The sequence below is a fragment of the Alteromonas sp. ABD4_190 genome, from assembly GCF_056160105.1.
Window position 1 is genome coordinate 533523 of the sequence record NZ_JBSWWN010000001.1, and the last position, 22583, is coordinate 556105.

General features: G+C 43.9%; 13 protein-coding genes, 2 tRNA genes and 3 rRNA genes. 1 reads left to right on the forward strand and 17 read right to left on the reverse strand.

The features are described from left to right. Positions 1 to 9 precede the first annotated feature (9 nt). The 17 genes from ACXAFM_RS02400 to pssA form a co-directional block, all read right to left on the reverse strand. The gene (locus ACXAFM_RS02400) at positions 10 to 2418 is read right to left on the reverse strand and encodes an EAL domain-containing protein (protein WP_474833059.1); all 2409 of its coding nucleotides are present in this window, start codon (positions 2416 to 2418) and stop codon (positions 10 to 12) included. 4 nt (positions 2419 to 2422) lie between these two features. Further along, positions 2423 to 4984 carry an HWE histidine kinase domain-containing protein gene (locus ACXAFM_RS02405; RefSeq protein ID WP_474833061.1) on the reverse strand — a complete coding sequence of 854 codons (2562 nt, stop codon included), beginning with the start codon at positions 4982 to 4984 and terminating at the stop codon, positions 2423 to 2425. A gap of 428 nt (positions 4985 to 5412) precedes the next feature. Beyond that, positions 5413 to 6363 carry a DUF2167 domain-containing protein gene (locus ACXAFM_RS02410; protein ID WP_474833063.1) on the reverse strand — a complete coding sequence of 317 codons (951 nt, stop codon included), beginning with the start codon at positions 6361 to 6363 and terminating at the stop codon, positions 5413 to 5415. A gap of 425 nt (positions 6364 to 6788) precedes the next feature. Then, positions 6789 to 7115, reverse strand: coding sequence for a YbaB/EbfC family nucleoid-associated protein (locus tag ACXAFM_RS02415; protein ID WP_014998895.1), 327 nt, complete (start codon positions 7113 to 7115; stop codon positions 6789 to 6791). Between the two features lie 38 nt (positions 7116 to 7153). After that, entirely contained in the window at positions 7154 to 10273 is a 3120-nt protein-coding gene (gene dnaX / locus ACXAFM_RS02420; protein ID WP_474833068.1) for a DNA polymerase III subunit gamma/tau, read from the reverse strand. 41 nt (positions 10274 to 10314) lie between these two features. Continuing rightward, complete coding sequence (gene apt / locus ACXAFM_RS02425; protein WP_474826581.1) at positions 10315 to 10851, reverse strand: adenine phosphoribosyltransferase; 537 nt, start codon at positions 10849 to 10851, stop codon at positions 10315 to 10317. Positions 10852 to 10873: 22 nt separating this feature from the next. Further along, entirely contained in the window at positions 10874 to 10996 is a 123-nt protein-coding gene (locus ACXAFM_RS02430; protein WP_256253717.1) for a hypothetical protein, read from the reverse strand. Positions 10997 to 11149: 153 nt separating this feature from the next. Further along, complete coding sequence (locus tag ACXAFM_RS02435; protein ID WP_474826583.1) at positions 11150 to 11914, reverse strand: HvfC family RiPP maturation protein; 765 nt, start codon at positions 11912 to 11914, stop codon at positions 11150 to 11152. After that, on the reverse strand, positions 11911 to 12762 hold the full coding sequence (locus ACXAFM_RS02440; protein WP_474826585.1) for an HvfB family MNIO-type RiPP peptide maturase: 852 nt from the start codon (positions 12760 to 12762) through the stop codon (positions 11911 to 11913). The genes ACXAFM_RS02435 and ACXAFM_RS02440 overlap by 4 nt, the downstream gene beginning before the upstream one ends. A 146-nt stretch (positions 12763 to 12908) precedes the next feature. Continuing rightward, positions 12909 to 13340 carry an HvfA family oxazolone/thioamide-modified RiPP metallophore gene (locus tag ACXAFM_RS02445; protein ID WP_474826587.1) on the reverse strand — a complete coding sequence of 144 codons (432 nt, stop codon included), beginning with the start codon at positions 13338 to 13340 and terminating at the stop codon, positions 12909 to 12911. A gap of 198 nt (positions 13341 to 13538) precedes the next feature. Then, positions 13539 to 14279, reverse strand: a complete 741-nt coding sequence (locus tag ACXAFM_RS02450) for a substrate-binding periplasmic protein (RefSeq protein ID WP_474826589.1) — start codon at positions 14277 to 14279, stop codon at positions 13539 to 13541. Positions 14280 to 14557: 278 nt separating this feature from the next. Continuing rightward, positions 14558 to 14673, reverse strand: a 5S ribosomal RNA gene (gene rrf, locus ACXAFM_RS02455). Between the two features lie 215 nt (positions 14674 to 14888). Continuing rightward, positions 14889 to 17764: ribosomal RNA gene (locus tag ACXAFM_RS02460) — 23S ribosomal RNA — on the reverse strand. 348 nt (positions 17765 to 18112) lie between these two features. Beyond that, positions 18113 to 18189 (reverse strand) — tRNA-Ile (locus tag ACXAFM_RS02465). Between the two features lie 39 nt (positions 18190 to 18228). Beyond that, positions 18229 to 18304, reverse strand: a tRNA-Ala gene (locus ACXAFM_RS02470). Positions 18305 to 18381: 77 nt separating this feature from the next. After that, a 16S ribosomal RNA gene (locus tag ACXAFM_RS02475) occupies positions 18382 to 19914 on the reverse strand. Together the 16S, 23S and 5S rRNA genes with 2 tRNA genes alongside form the textbook arrangement of a ribosomal RNA operon. A 427-nt stretch (positions 19915 to 20341) precedes the next feature. Further along, a complete protein-coding gene (gene pssA / locus ACXAFM_RS02480) occupies positions 20342 to 21145 on the reverse strand; it encodes a CDP-diacylglycerol--serine O-phosphatidyltransferase (RefSeq protein ID WP_474826591.1) in 804 nt (267 codons plus the stop codon). A 389-nt stretch (positions 21146 to 21534) separates the two neighbouring features. On the opposite strand from pssA, the gene xdp1 reads away from it, so the two are divergent. Continuing rightward, positions 21535 to 22470, forward strand: coding sequence for an exosortase-dependent surface protein XDP1 (xdp1, locus tag ACXAFM_RS02485; RefSeq protein WP_474826593.1), 936 nt, complete (start codon positions 21535 to 21537; stop codon positions 22468 to 22470). Positions 22471 to 22583 lie beyond the last annotated feature (113 nt).

Here is a 22583-nt window from a genome sequence, read left to right on the forward strand (position 1 = left end):
TTATCATTCCTATTCGGCGGAAGCGCTAATTTCAACATACGGCGAAGCATGTGCTGCTTGCAGATACTCCATTAGGCCAACCAAGCTCAAAGGCTTAGTGAAGTAATACCCTTGCATCGCTTTGGCGCCAATCTTTTTGGCAAAGGATACCTGTTCAACGGTCTCTAACCCTTCTAATGTGCATGGCATACCTAGTTTCACGCACATCGACACCACATTTTCGATAATCAACGCCCTGCGTTTTTCTTGGTTACTTTGCAGTGGAAAAGCGGGTAGTAGCGAGCGGTCAATTTTTATCGCATCATACGTTTCATCCGCCAACTCTGATATGCAAGAAAAGCCTGTCCCAAAGTCATCGATGGAAACGCTGACGCCAAGCGCTTTAATTTTGGCAAGCACCTCTCTTGCCTTTGAACTTTGCAGCGTAGATTCAGTGATTTCTATAACTATTCGTCCAGGGTCAATGTTATGAAAGGCAAAACGTTCAGCAAACAGTTCTATGACACCATCATTCTGTAACTGCACCGCTGACATATTTAAATTGAATTTTACCTTTGAAAAACCCCATCCGCTTAGTGCTTTGAGAGCGAAACAGACTTCATCAAGCATCAGTAACCCGATATCGTGAATGTGCTTGGTACGCTCTGCTATAGGTATAAACTTGTCGGGGCTTATTGGCCCATGGCTGGGAATGTGCCAGCGCGCTAAGGCCTCTACTGCTAAAATTTCACCTTTTTCACCAACTATAGGTTGAAAGAAAGCTGAGATTTGTTTGCTTTGAATTGCGCTTTTGAGACCTTGTTGAATGAAAAGCCTATACTCGATATTCTTCGAAAGATCATCGCTGAATGTGACAATACTATTTTTACCGCCTTGTTTTGCTGAAAACATTGCAATATCGGCATTTTTTAGTAGCTCTGTTGGCGACATACTTTCGGTAGATGAAGCAAGGCCAATACTTGCGGTAATTTGAAAGTCACCTGATGTTGTATTAAAAACTTTTTTCAAAGATGTAGATAACCGCGATGTCATTTTACTTAAAAGCTTATGACAGGTAGTGCTCGTTACAACAACGAACTCGTCACCGCCAAACCTAATAACGGTATCACCGTCTCTTAGCGCAGCCTTAAACCGGCTTGCGCATGCTCTTAATATTTCGTCACCCACCTCATGCCCATGGGTATCATTTATAAGCTTAAATTCGTCGATATCTATAAAAATAATTGAGCAGGGCTCACATGATTCACTATAAGTCTCAACAATGTTGTTTAGTAGGTTTCGATTTCCCGCGCCTGTTAGCGCGTCTGTAAATGCCAGGTACTTAAGTTGACTTTCAGACGACTTTAGTTCTGAAACATCTGTGAGAATGGCAACAAAGTGAGTTTCACCAATATCTATATTAAATGACGTTACCGACATGGTTAGATGAAACCTTCGTCCTTCACTTACAATAGTGAGCTCTGTCCTTAAACCGTCTATCAGATAGTCTGGGCGAGGATCGTGTTTTCGCGCTTTAGGAAATACATTGTTAATGTGAGTAGATATTAAATGCTCGGCTTGGGTACCTAGCATCTCACATAAGGATTGGTTAGCCTTTATTATTAACCCATCCGCATCACATACTAATACGCCTTCTTTAATTTCACTTACAATCTTATCTGCAACACTCAGGTTTGACTGAGTGCTCTGTAGGATTGTTATATCTTGTATGGCGCCAATTTGAATATAGTCTTCGCCCCACCCTACATCGGAAAGGACAACCTGAAACCATTTAGCGGCTTGACCTTCAATTTTCAGCTGCAAAGTTGTGAGGTAATTCGACTTTAAATGGATCGCCTTTTTTAACTCAATTTCCTTTTCTTCGGGAAACAACGAAAGGAATTTGGATATTGGCATTTTGCGTGGAAAATCAAAAAGGTTCTCGACGCTTTCAATGACCACAGACTGCGTAGAGGTGTCGACTTCTAACACGGCTAGCTTCGCAATCTCTGATGCCATTGCGAAACGCCTATTAGACGAGGCTAGCGCTTTTTCCGTTTTTTTTCTTTCAAGCGCAACTTGAATAGTAGTAGTGAGCGAAAGCAGACCGTACGGCTTTACTAAATATCCATACGGGGAAACTGCGAGCGCATTAGAAATTGTCGAGTCATCACAGTAAGAGGTACTAAACACAACTGGCACTTCAAACCTTTCTGTAATGCTTTTCGCAATTCCAATACCAGAATCTGAACCACCCAAATCGATGTCCATCAAAATGAGATCTGGAACACGCTTATCAATTAACGCATACAATTCACTTTCCGTCTTTGCTATGCCTAACACCTGCATATCTGCTTCGGTCAGCGCATTTTTAACGTTCATCGCTTCAACTAAATTGTCTTCAACAACAAGTATCACAGGGTTAGTATTGGTAATCACGGGTTTACACCTTAAAACCAAAAGCTTCGATAGAGCGCTTTAATAATGTTGTGTCGACAGGTTTGGTTAGTATATCCACATCAGAGAGTTCGTCTGGCAACTCTATTGCCGCTCCGTAACCCGTAATAAAAAGAAAAGGTATTGATAATTTCTGTATTTCGATACCTAACTGAAAAGTATTTTCATTCCCCAGATGAACGTCTAAAAACATCATCGAAGGTTTAACTTTGGCCAATGCCGCCCTTGCTGAGCTGATATCACCAAAGATATCAACCTTATCAATGCCCAATTGTTTAAGGTGTTTTTTGAGGTCTAGTGAAATAAGTAGATTATCTTCCACAATGAAGGCGCTTGTGAGGACTTTCTCAGTTTTAGTTGTAGTGGCCGCTTGAGGCTTTTCGCCATGAGTTGAATGCTGAGAGCTTGTTTGGCTAGTACCAAACTCTACATATTTACGAGGAATGAGAAACTCTGCATTGAGTCCGGTAATTTTAGTGCTCAATGACGCCTTTCCTTTGAGTTCATGAGGAATAACTGATTTTATAACCGTCATACCAAACCCTTCCTCGCCTAAGCCATGTAAGGGGGGGCCTCCTAGCTCTTCCCATTTAATAGTGAAGCCTTTTTCATCTAAGCCCCAAGTTATCGCCACCCTGCCATCATTACTTGTAGCGCTTAAGGCTCCATATTTCGCTGCATTGGTAATCATCTCGTGAAAAACTAGTACAATTGGCGTAACGGCATAGGGCACAAGATATATGTCAGGCCCCTCTATTTTAAAAGACGACTCTTTGATCATATAAGCTTTAAGCTCGTTATGAAGAAGATCCTTGAATCTCACGCTGTTGTATGAGGCATGCGTAAGTTGGTCATGGCCCAGAGCAAGTGCAGATATTCTTGACGATAAAGAGACCACAAATTCATCGATATCTTTCTTGTTCTGTGATGTCTGCCCGATAATTGCGCTCACTAAATTTAAAATATTGCGAACACGGTGGTTTAGTTCACCAATCAGTAACTCGAGTCTTTTTTTCGCCTCACGCTGTAGTTGCTCTTTCTCGTGCAGGTGGCGAATGGTCAATTCCATTACTCCAAGTCTGATGGATTTAGCGCGTTCAATATCCAATGTAGTCCACGGAGTTGCAGTCGATTCGTTGGTTTCTATCCATTTATCAAAGCTTGCCCTTGGTGTAAGTATCTCTTTACCTTCTTTCAACTCAACGCGCTTTGCAGGATTACCCGCCCAAGACACTTCCTTAACCACTGAATTTCTGAAAAGAAAAATATAGTCCATTGGCTGACTAGAAATTTTTAACGCCAAAACGCCAGCCACATTTTCATCAGCCAAGTCATCATCAATCGTAGCTAGATTGTCAAACTGATGGATTTCTTCATCAGGTAATTCAGCGAGTATCTCTTTAAACCGTTTAATTTTTCGTGAGCTAAACGCAGAGCCCGCCTTTGAATATTCACTACTAAAAATACAACCTATTCCATCTATATCAATAAGGCTTTTCAATAATGGAAGCTGTTCTACTATGGCATTATTTAATGAGCTACCCAGTGATAAATTACTAAGCACGCGCGCAAATGTTGAGTTCGCTTTTTCGCTTACCCTTATACGCTCGTTCACTAGCCGTTTTGACAATTCCAGTGAAAACATCTCCGAAAAAAGTTCTAGCTGAGAAACTAACCGACTCGGGATGGTTTTTTTGGTATTATGATGGCATGCGATCAAACCCCATAGTTCACCATCAACAATGAGCGATATCGACATAGAAGCGCCGACTTTCATATTTTTAAGGTATTGAATATGTACTTCAGACACAGCCCTTAGGCGTGAGAGTGAAAGGTCTATGAGGGATGTATCCTCACTATCTTTTCCAATAATACGGTGTGTTTCACCGTTAACGTCAGTGATGGTTCTAACAAGGTTCTTTTTATAGAGTTGCCTTGCTTGTCGGGGGATATCAGACGCTGGGTAGCGCAACCCCAAAAATGGATCCATGTCGCTAGATGTTGACTCTGCAACCACCTCACCTGAGCCGTCTGCTAGAAACTGGTATAGCATTACCCTGTCATGGCCCGTCGCCGTTCTTACGCTTTCAACTAAACCTTGATAAAGATCTTCAAGCTCAGGGAACATCGATATCTGAGCCATTAATGCTGTGATAACCCCTTCGTACTTTCCCGAACTCTCTAATTTTTCAAATTCAAGGATAAGGTGTTCGGCACTTTGATGAATGCACAGGTCGAATGTGTCTTTACTATGCGGTATTGATACAGAATGAAGGTAGGCTGCTTTGCCAAGGATCACTGCCTGGCTTTGCGCGCCACGTATAGCGTGCACAAGTTTGCGATCAAGTAAATCCCACAATGTATAACCGAGAAGTTTATCGCCGGATACATCAGCAAAACTATCTAGATTTTCGGAAAAATGGGTAACCCCCCCCGCTTTATCGACGATAATCATGAATCCATGGCTTTGTATCCGACCTAGAAGATGAATCGGTTCTTTATCGCATTGAGTGACTAATGATGAAAGTTCGCTAGTTTGGTCGTGCATTATTCTTGTTCCAACCACTTTCTTTGGATGACTGTTACTAAGGGCTAAAGGCCATCTAGTTTATGAAAACGCCTTAAAGAAAATCTTAAAAAGATGCTTTTGATAAAATATAGACTAGTAACTGGTTAATCCAAACCTTTTATGCGCATTTATTTATATTTACTTAGATACCATCAAACGCATGTTTTTGAGATTTTAAACCAAGGCTGTCGAGTGAAGTCGGTTTCGGCTAACTGCTGATGCGCAATAAACTTTGTAAGAGGCCACTTAAATTCATTAAGCTATCCGATTGCAGAATGTGTGTCAGCGCTCCGGTACACCATACTGACTGTGTTAGAAGTGAAATAGGTCCAACTGATTAATATCTAGGAAAATGTAAGTGACTCAAAGCCACTTACATTCTATTTGGTTTGAAAGCGACCCCCGCTCTACTCGCCCGCACTTTTTTTGCTGAATATTTTATTTTTCAACCAGTACAACGGCAGTAATATTACAAACCAGAACTTTTTAAGAAATACTAGAGCCAGTGCTAAAAAGCCTGTTTTGGCTAGTACCTTACCTGCTATAAGCCCTCCTATGCCATAGGCTGCAACTTTGTCTATATCAGGGTCGAATTCGCTATATTTGTGACCATCATTAAAACTGACCATTGCGAGTACTTCGTCACGTGCTGAGTTAACTTCTTCTAGTTGCCCCATGTCGGCAATGAAATTCATTACCAAATAGCCTTGTCGTCCCAAGGCTCGAACATTGTAGTTCAAGGTATGCATTTCATTTTCGCCGAAAATAAGCTCTTTAGCCCAATACAACTTATGTGTATTCGCATCATAGTATGGCTGCTCAGCCCAGCCAACTAACTCAATGCTGGGGTAGCCTTGTTCCGAGCGTCTTTCAGACTCTTCAGCTGTATCTCTTTTCATTTCTTTTAAGAGCTCGTCGTAATTTATATCTACCGCATCTTCATCAGAAACATAACCATCTTCTGCATACTCTATGGTTACGCCCCACGAGGCAGCGTCAAGTACGCGATACTCTTGAGGGAATAGCATTCCTAGCATGGGTTCTCCTTCGGGGTTACCCCATGCTTCTTCTAGTACTCGCTTAGTGTCTTGAGGAGAGAGATAATAGTAATCTTCGGGCACATTAAGTGTTGCTTTACCACCTGGCAGCGTAATTTTTCCGGTTTTATAAGTAAGTGAGGCCTCAAACTCTTCCGCCCACTTAAGGTATTCCTGCTGTTTAATTTCATCTTCAGATAGTGCATCGGATACCGACCCTACAACATCATTAGACGACTCAGTTTCTAAAACTTGCCCATATAAAGCAGCGGAAAAAAAGAGCATTTGGCCAAGCCCGAATGCGAGGAAAGACTTTTTCATTGAACATCCCTGTTAATTTACATATGAATTTGGAGTATAAGTAGATTTAACGCTATTTACTATCTGCATACCAGCTTAACTTCTTGGCTGGTTATAGTCATTATTTCTCAAGCTATTCTTAACAAATTGACTGCTGATAGCAACTAACAAGTCTTAGGCTCTTTTAAAAGCAGGCATGCTAGTTAGTATGCAGACAACACGCTGCAGCTAATTAGGAAAGCATAGCTGTCTTCTCTTACGGATTGTCAATGCGAAAAAGAAACAGATTAAGCAGTAGCAAGTATTTGCCTTGTTTAAAAGAAGAATCATCGAAGGTTTCAAATAAAAAAGCTCGGACAAATACCGAGCTTTAATCTTGAGTTTTTCCCTATTTCCCGCCCTAGCTTTTCACAAAGCCAGAGACCAATGAATACGGGGCTTTTTGCTTAAAACGGCATTTTGAAGCCAGGAGGTAGTGGCATTCCGCCAGTTACATCACCCATCTTCTCTTTGCTAGTTTCTTGAACGCGACGTACCGCGTCGTTAAATGCTGCAGCAACCAAGTCTTCAACCATATCTTTGTCATCGTCCATTAATGACTCATCAATGTCCACACGGCGTACGTTGTGGTTACACGTCATGGTCACTTTGACCATGCCTGCACCCGCTTCACCGGTTACTTCTAGTTTAGCTAGGTCGTCTTGTACTTTTTGCATGCGCTCTTGCATTTGCTGCGCCTGCTTCATGATATTGCCCATTCCACCTTTAAACATAATTTTTGTCTCGCTTCGTTTTGGTGTTAATAATTCTGCTATCGCGCTTTAACCGAATCGGTTAGCACTGACGCATCGAAAGTCGATAGCAATGCTTGAATTGTATCGTCGGTTTTAATTACCGAGTGTGCATGCGCATGGCGCATGGCATGAATCTCTTGTTGTAACGCAAAAGGTGTAGATGCTGGTTCACCTAACGTGATATTTACTTCAACGTTTTCACCCAACCCATGATGGATTGCATCAACTAATTGCTTTTTCGCACTGTCATTTAATAAATGCGTCTGACTGTGGTCAATTTCAAGGGACACTTGATTGCCATCTCGAGAAAATGATGCGTGCAGTACTAATTGTTTAAGTAAACCAGCAACCGGCATTTGCTCAACCAAGTTGCTCCACTCGTCAATTTGACTGGCGTGAGTTAGTTTGTTTCCATCATTTAAATAAGGTTTTAACGGCCCGTCATAGGTACTGCTCAGCGGCGTATCAAAATCTAGTGCATCCCGAGCAAACGATCGTTCGCCCGCACTTCCCATCTGCTCTGGGGCACTGTCGTAATTCGGGCTTCTATCAGAGGGCGCTTCAACATAGTCAGCACCTTCAATGTGTTGAGGCGGTTGATTATCATAATCAGTAGACCAAGGAGGCATATCCTCAACAGGTGTTTCCGAGTTTGACTGCGCCTCAGGTTCGTCATTTGAAAAAGGCATATCCTCTTCAAATTCATCAAGCGAGAAATCGCCCGTGTTGTTTGAGCTGGAATGATTACTTTCTGACTCGCTAGTTTGCATAGTGTCAGTAGAGTGCGAGTGAGTAATGCCGAAAGACGAGCCTGAATTTGTACTATCCAGTTGAGGATTGTCATCACGTGCAATGCTATTGTCTTTATATTCTGAGCTGCTATCTATAGGCTCAGGGCTGTTATCTTCAAGTTCAGGGTTATGACCTTTAAGCTCTGGGGTATGATCTTGCAACTCAAGGCTATCGTCATGCCCAACGGGGTTTAAATCACCACTCTTGATTTCGTTATCAGCACTAGCCTGCCCTGAACTGTTATCGTTACCCTTGTTAACTCCATGTGCAGTTTGTTCAGTACTCAAAGCCTCGGCTTTACTTCTGGTAAAGCGCGCTTGAATATCACTTGCACTTTCGGTCTTAGCATTTGCTGCGCTGGTACTTTTTGCCTCTGCGTCTTGTGCTTTTCTTTGCTTTAACTTTTGACGAAGTGCCAACATATCAGCCGTAGAAGTAAGCTGCTCTTCGGCGGTTAATGAGGACGCTTCGTTCTCGTGCACCAACGGCTCGCTGTTTTTATCAGAGCCTTTAGCGTCATAAAAGCCCTTAGCGTTATGAGAGCCCTCAGCGTCATGAAAGCCCTCAGCGTCATGAAAGCCCTCAGCGTCATGAAAACCTTCAGCGGTATGAAATCCATCAAAACCTAACGACCCATCATCTTCTGACGGAGGTGGCATATCGTCCATGTACACATCTAACGGAGGTCCATCGAAATGCTGCTCTGCTTCGCTAGGGAGCGCACTGACTTCACTTGGCGTTGGTTCAAGCTCTGCAGCAACGCTTTCTGTTTGTACCACGGTGTTTTCTACGGGTAGTTCTTCATTAGACGAAGTTGGTGCTAACTTTACGGGTTCATCGTCATGTGAAGCATCACGCTCAAGTGCTGTTGTTTGAGTTGTCGTTGCACCTGACTCTGCATGAGAAAGCGCCGACAGAGTATCACTTCCACTCAACTCGCTTTCATCAGCGGCTGCATTTTCCTGCTCTTGCTGTGATTCAAATGGAGACGTCGATTGTTCTTGCTGCTCTTTTTCGATTATTGATGGAGCGAGTGCATCAGGGGTAGATGGCGCACTTTCTAACGACGGTTCAGAGGTAGATTCAACCGATAGATGTGAAGGCGTCTCCTCCTGCACATTGGTTGCAGAAGTTTCGCTTAACGGCGCTTCCTCCTGCTTACCGACGTTTCCCGGGCCACCACTGGAAGAAGCATGATCTACAGGTAAACTATGCTCACTCCTCCCGTTTTCAATTTCACTTGCCGTGTCGTCGATGGGGGGGTTTGGAGCAAACGACATCATTCGCATCAATGTCATTTCAAACGCACTTTTTCCATCAGCCGCAAACGGTAAGTCTTTTCTTCCTTGCAGTGCAACCTGATAAAGCAGCTGCACTTGCTCCGCTGGAATAGTTTTCGCTAATTGAAATATCGCTTTAGCCGATGTGGTTTCTAGCTTACATGCTTCAGGCACCCATTGCGTTAACGCTATTTGGTGCAGCAGGCTAGCCAATTCGCTGTGTACGTTGTCATAATCGGGGGCTTGCTCTGCGATGTCATTGACCAACTGCAATACATCAACAGGACTTTTACTTACCACAGCATGAACCACTTTAAGCAACTGGTTTTTGTCCATCAGCCCCAGCATATCGGTTACCACCGATGCCAGCACTTGATTTCCACCCTGTGCAATCGCTTGGTCAGTTAAACTCAGCGCATCACGCATACTGCCTTGGGCGGCTCTTGCCAAAAGCGCTAGCGCTTGTGGCTCAAAAGGCAGCTGTTCATGCTCTAAAATATGCTGCAGCTGTCCAACAATCTGCTCCCGAGACATAGCTTTCAAGTTAAACTGCAAGCAACGGGATAAGATGGTTATCGGAAGCTTTTGAGGATCGGTGGTCGCCAGTAAGAACTTAACGTGTGGAGGTGGCTCTTCCAGCGTTTTTAACAGCGCATTAAAGCTGTGTTTTGAAAGCATGTGTACCTCATCGATAAGGTACACTTTATAGCGTCCGCGAGTTGGCTTGTATTGCACGTTATCAAGAAGTTCGCGAGTATCCTCGACCTTAGTTCTTGATGCAGCGTCAATCTCTAACAAATCAACGTAGTTGCCCTGCTCTATTTCTTTACAGGTATTACATTGACCGCAAGGGTTGGCCCCTTGCCCTTCTTCGCAGTTAAGGCTTTTCGAAAAAATACGTGCAATAGTGGTTTTACCTACACCTCGTGTGCCTGTAAACAGATAAGCGTGGTGTAGACGATCGTTATCCAAAGCATTTGAAATGGCAGAGACTACATGTTCTTGACCCACAAGCTCGCTGAACTTGCCTGGTCGCCACTTCCTTGCTAGTACCTGATAACTCATTATTACGTATTTTGCCTTGTGCTAGTTATGCTTTATAGCGATTAATCGCCTTCAAACTCACAAATAGAGTAGCTTTCGATATCAAGCGCACTCAATTTCTTCTCGCCACCTAGGTCTGGTAAATTAATCACAAAACCTGCGTGATTTATTTCACCGCCCAATGAACGAATTAGTTTTGCAGAAGCGGCTATCGTTCCACCAGTTGCAAGTAAATCATCAATAAGAAGGACTTTATCACCTGGCTCAATGGCATCTTTATGGATTTCCAATGTATCCATGCCATATTCAAGCTCGTAGCTCTCGCTAACGACTTCGCGAGGAAGTTTGTTGGGTTTTCTCACCGGAACAAAACCAATGCCCATTTCGATGGCCAATGGCGCACCAAAAAGGAACCCGCGTGCTTCAGTACCTGCTATCTTGGTAAATCCCATACCTTGATACTTTTCTACAAGTAACGAGATACAGCTACTAAATGCTTTGTGATCTTCTAAAACGCTGGTCACATCTCTAAATAAAATACCTGGCTTTGGATAGTCAGGTACGGTTTTCACTACTGATTTAATATATTCTGCAGTCACAATTATGCCTTGAATGTCTGCGTTATAACCAGAAGGTGAACCAGCCGGCGATGATATGCATCAACGGGAACGCGATTAGAGTTACTAGCGATGCTAGAAAGTACCACTTGTTATAGACTTCTTTGAAATCTGAATTGTCAGCCATTTGCACTACCTAAACAATTTTGTGAACAAAAAAATGGTGCTAAATGTTAATCGAAAGCAAGCCCGATTGACAGCGCTAATATGATCGATCGCTCACTTTCAGACCAGATCCTGGCGAAAGTTTAATATAAAGCAGGTAAATAGTAATGGTTACTTAGGATACTGGAAGCAGTATTCCTTTTTGTAACATGTCAGTGAGTGTCTGGTTCATACCATTTACAAGCACGTTTGAAGGAATTTGAGGAAGTTGTTGGCACAACGACTCAGCTAATTGTTCTATTTCCATCCCCAGTTCATTTTGTTCCAGCGTGTTGACTAAAATAGCCGTAACCGGATTAACATGAGTAAATTGAACGTCAAACTCACGGTCTCTGTAAACAACGTAGAACTGCTGTTCTTGGGCAGGTTGCTCTGGGATATAATCCTCTCCAATTAAATGGACTTCAAACTGATATGCCGCCAACGAGGCATACGGTGACACCCTGATAGCGGTAACATTGTTTCCTTGTTGATAAAATTCAATGTCGTCTTCGTTTTTTCTGATACTGACGTCAAGCTCAAGCCACTCATAGTGAGCAAGTTCCGCAGCAAAGTCGGGCAGAGTAATATCGAAGATTGGCTCTGTTGAAAGGTACTCAACGAACTCTTTACTTATTTCAGCAAAATAAGGAGAGCGGCATTCGTGCTCAATAAAAAATTGACGCACAATACTTTCCCACCCTTTTTCACCATACTGTTTTACCACAATAGATTTTAAAACTGGAAAACCGGTACTAACGAAATTATCGATGTTGTTAAAAAACAGGGATTGATAGATTTTCATCCGGCGAATGTGATCAGCGTCGGTATCACGAAATGTCTGTGGATCTTTGATCGCATCAACGAACGTTTTTTGAGTGGTTTGAAACGACTGAGTCACGCGACACTTCCTTTAATCCTTGACGCTATTGCAGCTTCGCATTTTGCTTGAATTTGCTTAATTTTCTTCACTTCCGCTAATAATTCGCTTAGCGGGGGAATATTAAAATCACGCTCTAGCAAAGTCGGAAATACGCCGTGAGTAAGGTAAGCGTGCTCCAACAGCGCCCAAACTGGCTCAATCACATCAGCCCCGTGAGTATCAACTTTCAAATCCTCTGCTTCATCATAATGACCTGCAATATGGCCATACACAATTTTGTCTGAGGGCAAGCCGTTAATGAACGCTTTCGCATCGTATTTATGGTTTATACTATTCACGTAAACATTGTTTACGTCGAGAAGCATTTTGCAACCCGATTCTTTTAATATGCTCTTGGTAAATTCAAGCTCATCCATCTCTTGGCCTGGCGCAATGTAATAAGAGACATTTTCTAAGACCAGCGGTCGTTCGATGATATCTTGAACTTGAACAATTCGAGATACTACGTGCTTAATTGCGTCTTCAGTAAAAGGAATAGGCATCAGATCGTACATATGTCCATTGCCGGAACAAAAGCTCAAGTGCTCGCTGTACAATGCAATATTATTTGCATCCAAGAATCGTTTAACGGTTTTCACAAACTCGACATCTAGTTTGTCGCTACTTCCGATAGACAAAGATAAGCCATGAGTTGTAAAAGGAGCTTGTGAAGACGCTCGCTGAAATTGCTCTTGGTACTTTCCACCAAGTGGGATCCAATTTTCAGGGGCTACTTCCCAAAAATCGACCTCAGATGGCAATGTAGGTAAAAGCTCTTTAAGCATTTCCCGACGAAAACCAAGTCCTGCGCCACAGATGTTATTCATATCTTCCCCTTTTACCGCATGGGATTGCACAATAGCAACGTATATTGTCAGACAAAAATGGCCATCATTCGACAGCCATTTATTGCTAAGCGTAACTCGTGTAGCGTTCTTATGTTTCAAGCTACACGATGTTTTTTGAATGGCGGTTACATGCTACCGCATTTGCCTTCGCCGCACTTGCCTTCTTTTGCAGCTTTCTTGTCGCCGCCGCATTTACCTTCGCCACACTTGCCTTCTTTAGAAGCTTTCTTGTCGCCGCCGCACTTACCTTCGCCACACTTGCCTTCTTTAGAAGCTTTCTTATCGCCGCCACATTTGCCTTCGCCGCATTTGCCTTCTTTGTGAGCTTTCTTATCGCCGCCACATTTGCCTTCGCCGCACTTGCCTTCTTTCTCTGCTTTGTCACCGCCACATTTACCTTCGCCGCACTTGCCTTCTGCAGCGAATTGGCTGTAACCGGATTCTAGTACTTGCATACCAAATGGATTTACATCTGCTACTGCAACCGTTGACGCCAAAGAGCCAATTACAACAGCACCCAACGCTGTCGCTACTGATGATTTTTTGATTTGTTTCATTGATGTACCCTCAATAATATTATTCATGTTTGACGTACAGTAAGCACGTGTATTTAACAAGACCTTCCTACCAGCAACGAAATTTCATAAAAAATTAACTTTTTTTCAAGTAACCTCTATATCAATGATTTTGTTTGAATTTATTACGGTTCACAAAAGCGCTCACTAGTACTCGTCACTTACAAAGTAACTTCCCTCTTACTTATTCATAGTTTGAATTTGTTCTATCACCGTACTACTTTTTGAAAGCTTAAATAGACCTGTTAGTTTTTCCAATAACTCAGCTTTCTTTTTACTCTTGTTAGATACAGCAAAGAAAGTTGGAATGTCACGACGCATTGATACAGTTAAGCCACTGATATTATCGGTTACACGTTCTATGTGATAGAGGTAAGGTGCTTCGTAAGTTACCAAGTGCGTTGTGCGACCGAATTGAAACAGTTGAATAGCGTCAGTACTATTAGGCATATCAAAGAATATAAAGTTGGCTTCTGCAAGTTCCTGTCTTAAACCTACATAATCGTAACCTCTTATTGCAGCGACAGTCTTGTTGCTCTCTAGGCGTGTATTTGTCAATAATACTAGGGATAGGTAGCTAAACGGCTTTTCCACAAAAGTTACATGGTTTTCTAACGCTTTGGTACTTTTAACGTTAAGAGTTATGTCTACTTTACCTTGTCGAATTCGCTTAAAAAGGCGAGCAGGAGGCGGGCACTCTACAACCACTTTATACCCTACTAACTCAAGTATTGTCCTAGTAATAGTTACAGCATCACCGTGACAGCCAAACCCTTCATTATCTTTGATAACCAAGGGAGGAAACTCAACCACCCCGAGTATGATGGTATTATCTTTAACTAACGGCTTGCTTACTTCTTGCCCATTTACAACACTAGCCAGAAACAATAAGACAACAGCAAAACTAATTTTTAAGTACATTGAAAGACACTATTTAAAAGTTGAAGTCTTTTCTATCGTGAAACTCTTTATATAAAAACTAGTGAATAAAAGATAGGAGAGCAAAAAACCCATGCACGCTAGCAGGTATCAAATACTTTACGGTTCAGTTTCGAACTCTAAATAGTGGGGTCAGAGTACATTTCAAAGGTTGGGGTCAGAGTACTTTTAAAAAAATAACGCTTTAATGTACTCTGACCCCATTTTTTCTTTCTTCCAAACGCAAAAAACCCGCCATTAGGCGGGTTTTTCTTAATGGGACCTGGCAGTGTCCTACTCTCACATGGGGAAACCCCACACTACCATCGGCGCTAATACGTTTCACTTCTGAGTTCGGAATGGAGTCAGGTGGTACCGTATCGCTATGGCTGCCAGGAAAAACTTTTAGTGCAGAATCATGACGTTTTTTTTGTCATGACTTCTGCGCAAGGAGGACTAACAGTACTCTCAGGAGTATGTTTAATCATCGTTGCTTAATAACTAACAAATCGGAAAGTTTGATATTAATTCAATCAGTGAGTAACTACTTTTCACTCTACTTACTTTAGCTTGTCTACAACACTCAAAAGCCTAAAGCTTCTTGGGCGTTGTATGGTTAAGCCTCTCGGGCAATTAGTACAGGTTAGCTTAACGCCTTACAACGCTTCCACACCCTGCCTATCAACGTCATCGTCTATAACAACCCTTCCAGAACTTAAAGTTCAGGGATGACTCATCTTTGGGCCGGCTTCCCGCTTAGATGCTTTCAGCGGTTATCCGTTCCGAACATAGCTACCGGGCAATGCGATTGGCATCACAACCCGAACACCAGCGGTTCGTCCACTCCGGTCCTCTCGTACTAGGAGCAGCTCCCATCAATCATCCAACGCCCACACCAGATAGGGACCGAACTGTCTCACGACGTTCTAAACCCAGCTCGCGTACCACTTTAAATGGCGAACAGCCATACCCTTGGGACCGACTTCAGCCCCAGGATGTGATGAGCCGACATCGAGGTGCCAAACACCGCCGTCGATATGAACTCTTGGGCGGTATCAGCCTGTTATCCCCGGAGTACCTTTTATCCGTTGAGCGATGGCCCTTCCATACAGAACCACCGGATCACTATGACCTACTTTCGTACCTGCTCGACGTGTCTGTCTCGCAGTTAAGCTAGCTTATGCCATTGCACTAACCTCACGATGTCCGACCGTGATTAGCTAACCTTCGTGCTCCTCCGTTACTATTTGGGAGGAGACCGCCCCAGTCAAACTACCCACCAGACACTGTCCACAATCCCGATAAGGGACCAATGTTAGAACATCAAACATACAAGGGTGGTATTTCAAGGACGGCTCCACACAATCTAGCGACTGTGCTTCAAAGCCTCCCACCTATCCTACACATGTAGGTTCAATGTTCAGTGCCAAGCTGTAGTAAAGGTTCACGGGGTCTTTCCGTCTAGGTGCGGGTACACAGCATCTTCACTGCGATTTCAATTTCACTGAGTCTCGGGTGGAGACAGCGTGGCCATGGTTACACCATTCGTGCAGGTCGGAACTTACCCGACAAGGAATTTCGCTACCTTAGGACCGTTATAGTTACGGCCGCCGTTTACCGGGGCTTCGATCAAGAGCTTCGTCCGAAAACTAACCCCATCAATTAACCTTCCGGCACCGGGCAGGTGTCACACCCTATACGTCCTCTTACGAGTTTGCAGAGTGCTGTGTTTTTAATAAACAGTCCCAGCCACCTGGTCACTGCGGCCTCCATTTGCTTACCACGCGAAGTGTTCACAAACAGAGGCGTACCTTCTCCCGAAGTTACGGTACAATTTTGCCGAGTTCCTTCACCCGAGTTCTCTCAAGCGCCTTAGTATTCTCTACCTGACCACCTGTGTCGGTTTGGGGTACGGTTCATATAATCATAAGTTTAGAAGCTTTTCCTGGAAGCAGGGCATCAACAACTTCACTCCCTTGGGAGCTCGTCTCGTGTCTCGGCCTTGAAAACCCGGATTTACCTAAGTTTTCAGCCTACGCACTTTCACTTGGACAACCAACGCCAAGCTTGCCTAGCCTTCTCCGTCCCTCCATCACTGATTATATAAGTACGGGAATATTAACCCGTTTCCCATCGACTACGCATTTCTGCCTCGCCTTAGGGGCCGACTTACCCTGCCCTGATTAGCATGGGACAGGAAACCTTGGTCTTCCGGCGTGGGAGTTTTTCACTCCCATTATCGTTACTCATGTCAGCATTCGCACTTGTGATATGTCCAGCAAGCTTTACAACTCACCTTCATCCACTTACACAACGCTCCCCTACCCAGCATGTAAACATGCTGCCGCAGCTTCGGTATATTGCTTAGCCCCGTTACATCTTCCGCGCAGGCCGACTCGACTAGTGAGCTATTACGCTTTCTTTAAAGGGTGGCTGCTTCTAAGCCAACCTCCTAGCTGTCTATGCCTTCCCACATCGTTTCCCACTTAGCAATATTTTGGGACCTTAGCTGGCGGTCTGGGTTGTTTCCCTCTCCACGACGGACGTTAGCACCCGCCGTGTGTCTCCCGGATAGTTCTCATTGGTATTCGGAGTTTGCAAAGGGTTGGTAAGTCGGGATGACCCCCTAGCCTTAACAGTGCTCTACCCCCAATGGAATTCGTCCGAGGCTCTACCTAAATAGATTTCGGGGAGAACCAGCTATCTCCCGGTTTGATTGGCCTTTCACCCCCAGCCACAAGTCATCCCCTAACTTTTCAACGTTAGTGGGTTCGGTCCTCCAGTTGATGTTACTCAACCTTCAACCTGCTCATGGCTAGATCACCGGGTTTCGGGTCTATACCTAGCAACTAAACGCGCAGTTAACACTCGCTTTCGCTACGGCTCCGCTATTCGCTTAACCTTGCTACTAAATATAAGTCGCTGACCCATTATACAAAAGGTACGCAGTCACCCCGAAGGGCTCCCACTGCTTGTACGTATACGGTTTCAGGTTCTATTTCACTCCCCTCACAGGGGTTCTTTTCGCCTTTCCCTCACGGTACTGGTTCACTATCGGTCAGTTAGGAGTATTTAGCCTTGGAGGATGGTCCCCCCATATTCAGTCAAGATAACACGTGTCCCGACCTACTCGATTTCACTGTAAAGATTGCGTCGTGTACAGGGCTATCACCTTGTATCGCTCCTCTTCCCAAAGGATTCCACTACATTCAATACAGCTTAAGGGCTGTTCCCCGTTCGCTCGCCGCTACTAGGGGAATCTCAATTGATTTCTTTTCCTAAGGGTACTTAGATGTTTCAGTTCCCCTCGTTCGCCTCGTTACACTATGTATTCATGTAACGATACCTGTAAACAGGTGGGTTTCCCCATTCGGACATCTGTGGCTCAAATGCATTTTGTCGGCTCACCACAGCTTTTCGCAGACTTACACGTCCTTCATCGCCTCTAACTGCCAAGGCATCCACCGTATACGCTTCGTCACTTAACCATACAACCCCAAACAGCCTTTTGACTTCTGTCTAAGTTATGTCGTATGCATGACAAGCTAATCGGAAGAATTGCCTTGCTATCAATAAATTGATAACAAGCAATTCAGTCAAGTAGAGTAAAAAGTTCATCTTTCGATTTCTCAGTTACTCAATTTTGATTGATTACTATTAATATCAGCTTTCCAAATTGTTAAAGAACATTCGATATTTCCTGCAAAAGCAGTACTTTCATCTTTAGAGTAAAAAACCCTAATCAATGCTTACTGAAACAGTAAATATTCATTAGGATTTCGGGTCCAACGTGACACGTTTCTATCTTTTCACCTTCCTTTATTAAAGTAAGGAAATGGTAGGCTTGGGCAGACTTGAACTGCCGACCTCACCCTTATCAGGGGTGCGCTCTAACCAGCTGAGCTACAAGCCTTCAGTAAACTTCGCTTATGCAAGCTCAGTGTCAAGTAGATGGTGGAGCTAAGCAGGATCGAACTGCTGACCTCCTGAATGCAAATCAGGCGCTCTCCCAGCTGAGCTATAGCCCCATAAACTTGTGTCGTTCTTCATTTTAAACAAGACTATCTGTGTAGGCACTGCATCAAGGCGTCTTTCGACGTAATGGTAAGGAGGTGATCCAACCCCAGGTTCCCCTAGGGTTACCTTGTTACGACTTCACCCCAGTCATGAAACACAAAGTGGTAATCGTCCTCCCGAAGGTTAGACTAACTACTTCTTTTGCATCCCACTCCCATGGTGTGACGGGCGGTGTGTACAAGGCCCGGGAACGTATTCACCGCAGTATTCTGACCTGCGATTACTAGCGATTCCGACTTCATGGAGTCGAGTTGCAGACTCCAATCCGGACTACGACATTCTTTAAGGGGTCCGCTCCACATCACTGTCTCGCTTCCCTCTGTAAATGCCATTGTAGCACGTGTGTAGCCCTACACGTAAGGGCCATGATGACTTGACGTCGTCCCCACCTTCCTCCGGTTTGTCACCGGCAGTCTCCTTAGAGTGCCCAACTTAATGCTGGCAACTAAGGACAAGGGTTGCGCTCGTTGCGGGACTTAACCCAACATCTCACGACACGAGCTGACGACAGCCATGCAGCACCTGTGTCAGAGTTCCCGAAGGCACCAATCTATCTCTAGAAAGTTCTCTGCATGTCAAGTGTAGGTAAGGTTCTTCGCGTTGCATCGAATTAAACCACATGCTCCACCGCTTGTGCGGGCCCCCGTCAATTCATTTGAGTTTTAACCTTGCGGCCGTACTCCCCAGGCGGTCTACTTAGCGCGTTAGCTTCGCTACTCACGACTTAAAGTCACAAACAGCTAGTAGACAGCGTTTACGGTGTGGACTACCAGGGTATCTAATCCTGTTCGCTACCCACACTTTCGCACATGAGCGTCAGTCTTTGGCCAGGGAGTCGCCTTCGCCACTGATGTTCCTCCAGATATCTACGCATTTCACCGCTACACCTGGAATTCCACTCCCCTCTCCAAGACTCTAGTCTGCCAGTTCTAAATGACCATCCCAGGTTGAGCCCGGGGCTTTCACATCTAGCTTAACAAACCGCCTGCGTGCGCTTTACGCCCAGTAATTCCGATTAACGCTCGCACCCTCCGTATTACCGCGGCTGCTGGCACGGAGTTAGCCGGTGCTTCTTCTGTTGTTAACGTCACGGCTAGCAGGTATTAACTACTAACTTTTCCTCACAACTGAAAGTGCTTTACAACCCGAAGGCCTTCTTCACACACGCGGCATGGCTGCATCAGGGTTTCCCCCATTGTGCAATATTCCCCACTGCTGCCTCCCGTAGGAGTCTGGGCCGTGTCTCAGTCCCAGTGTGGCTGATCTTCCTCTCAGAACAGCTAGAGATCGTCGCCTTGGTAAGCCTTTACCTTACCAACTAGCTAATCTCACTTGGGCCTCTCTTTGCGCCGGAGCCGAAGCCCCGTTTGGTCCGTAGACATTATGCGGTATTAGCAGTCGTTTCCAACTGTTATCCCCCTCGCAAAGGCAAGTTCCCAAGCATTACTCACCCGTCCGCCACTCGTCATCTTCTAGCAAGCTAGAAATGTTACCGTTCGACTTGCATGTGTTAGGCCTGCCGCCAGCGTTCAATCTGAGCCATGATCAAACTCTTCAATTAAATATATCGAAATATGAATCGTCGTTGTGACACTCTTAACGAGTGCCCACACAGATTGTCTTGTCTAAATTTTTAAAGAACGTTGCTAGTTTTTCTAGCTGCCTCTCCCGAAGCGGATGCGTATCTTACAGCGCATCTTTTTTTTGTCAACAACTTTTGTTTATTTATTTTTAAACTTGGTTTTTGACATCCTCATCAGTTGTTAGCGTTTTGCTGTTCCCTGTTGAGGAGGCGCGCATTCTACGCATTCCTGACACATCGTCAACACCCTTTTTTAAATAAATATAAAAAAAAGCGACCGTTCGGTCGCTTTTTAACCTATTCGTGCATTTAGTATGCGTTTAAGCCTGAATATCCTTCGTCTATCAGTTCAAAAAGGCATTTCCTTTATACTATTGAACGAAGACATCTAATTACTACTACGTAATTATTCCTGCTTATTGTCTACACTTTCGTTGCTTTTCTTTTTATCAACGTTGAAGTCCGCGTCTTCTTCGTGATCGCCTACCACGTCATCTAAAGTCACTTTCTCTACCGTGCGGAATGTATTGATAGGCCCTGCCAGTGCATACAAAGCAAATACTAAAAACAGTACAAGCGCTGGCTCTGTTGCAACAACAACGAATATTAAAAGCACTAATAGAAGGCCAACGAATGGAACCTTGCCATGCCAGTTAACTTCTTTAAAAGAATTATACTTAAAGTTACTCACCATAAGTAAGCCAGCTAAACCAGTTACCGCGGCCACAATTAATCCGTAGTCAGTCCCTACTGCATCATACTCGACGCCAACCCAAACGAGACCGGATACAACGGCCGCTGCTGCTGGACTAGCAAGACCTTGGAAGAAGCGCTTATCAGCGATCCCAACCTGCGTATTGAAGCGAGCTAGTCGCAATGCAGCACCGGCAACATAGACAAATGCCGCTAACCAGCCCAACTTGCCTAGTTCGGTTAAGCCCCAATTATAAGCAACAAGTGCAGGTGCCATACCAAATGAAACCATATCGGCCATTGAATCATATTCAGCGCCGAAGTCACTCTGCGTATTTGTCATTCGTGCTACGCGCCCATCCAAACCATCAAATATCATTGCCACAAAAATTGCGACAGCGGCTGCTTCAAAGCGGCCGTTCATTGATGATACAACAGCAAAGAAACCAGAAAACAAACCTGCTGTTGTTAATAAATTGGGAAGTAAGTATATCCCTTTACGTTTTTGTTCAGACATATGTCCTCGTACTTCTACATATACAATTGTGGTAATTATTTCATAGATATGCGTGAACGCATAGCAAAGTAAAAATACAGCCAGCTTCCACACATTAATTTCTGCGATATCACATTCAAAAAGCTATGCAATACATTTAGATGAGTCCACTTTATCAAATGAGGACAACGCACAAAGGTTAACAATTTAGAACCTGCTTCCTTAAGTACCTCACCAATCAGTAATAACTAGGTATACGGCCACATACCTTAAACAGGTCACCGTTCATATATCATACAACCCCATGTTGTAATTAAGTACTTCCCCAAAAAGTGTGTGCATATAGATAGTACAACGCTTGGAAGGTTTGTACTTGAAGCGCTATGCGCTTTTTATATAGGAAAGTAATTATGCGATTACTAGACAAAACCTTTTCTTCCAAGACCTTGCTATTACTTTCGATGGCGCTGGTATCGACGCTGAGCGCCAATTCAGCATTTGCCACCAATTATAAAAAGCATGATTACTCCTACTGCGGCTTATCGGGTGGCAGCAACACCCAGAGTAAGCAGTGTAACTCTCCGCTTGGTGAGTATACCTATGATCTAGTCGACGATGGTGTTTACAATAGTGTTAACCCTGATAACTCTCCTGTGGAGATTGATGGCGTAAACATTTCTTTGTCTGCATTTTCAGATACTAATAATGTGACTGGCGAAACAGTGGTTGCCGCTAGCCTACAAAAAATCTCAAATACTTGGGCTTATGGAGTTACCAATAATGACGAAGCTTACTACAACGGTAGTTCTGACCATGCTATCGACAACCTAAACTATTATTATGAAGGTAGTAAGGCTGCTTATAAAAGCGGAGTGACCAATGTTGAGCGTGATTATGACTTCGTACTGCTTTCATTTGACTCTGCAGTAACACTAACTGGCGCGAGCTTTTCATGGCTATATAGTAGTAACGATAGTCAAGTTTCAGTAGCTGCCTTAAATGACACCTCTACTTTGACCTCTGGTGTAAATACATGGAGTGATATTGTTGCAGATGCGCTTACTTCGGCATCTTACGATATCGAGAACTGTGACTACCTAGAACACCGTGCAGATTTTGCATTCACTGAATCTGCGCAATATTGGCTCGTAGGGGCATACAACACAGTATTTGGCAATATTGGTGGATACATTGGCAACGATGCTTTCAAACTTGCTAATGTTGGTTTCTCAATTACCGAAACGACAGGAACACCGGATACTACAGAAGTGTCTGAGCCTGGTACTATCGGCTTATTAATGGCTTGCTCTCTATTCGCCATATGGCGCCGTAAAAAAGCCATTTAAGACAATTAGACTTTAGATCACTGGTAGGTGGTACAACCTGTCAGTTTTTTTTACTAAGACTAACTCATATGTATTGCATTTAAAAAAAAACGAATAAAAATCAACTACATAAA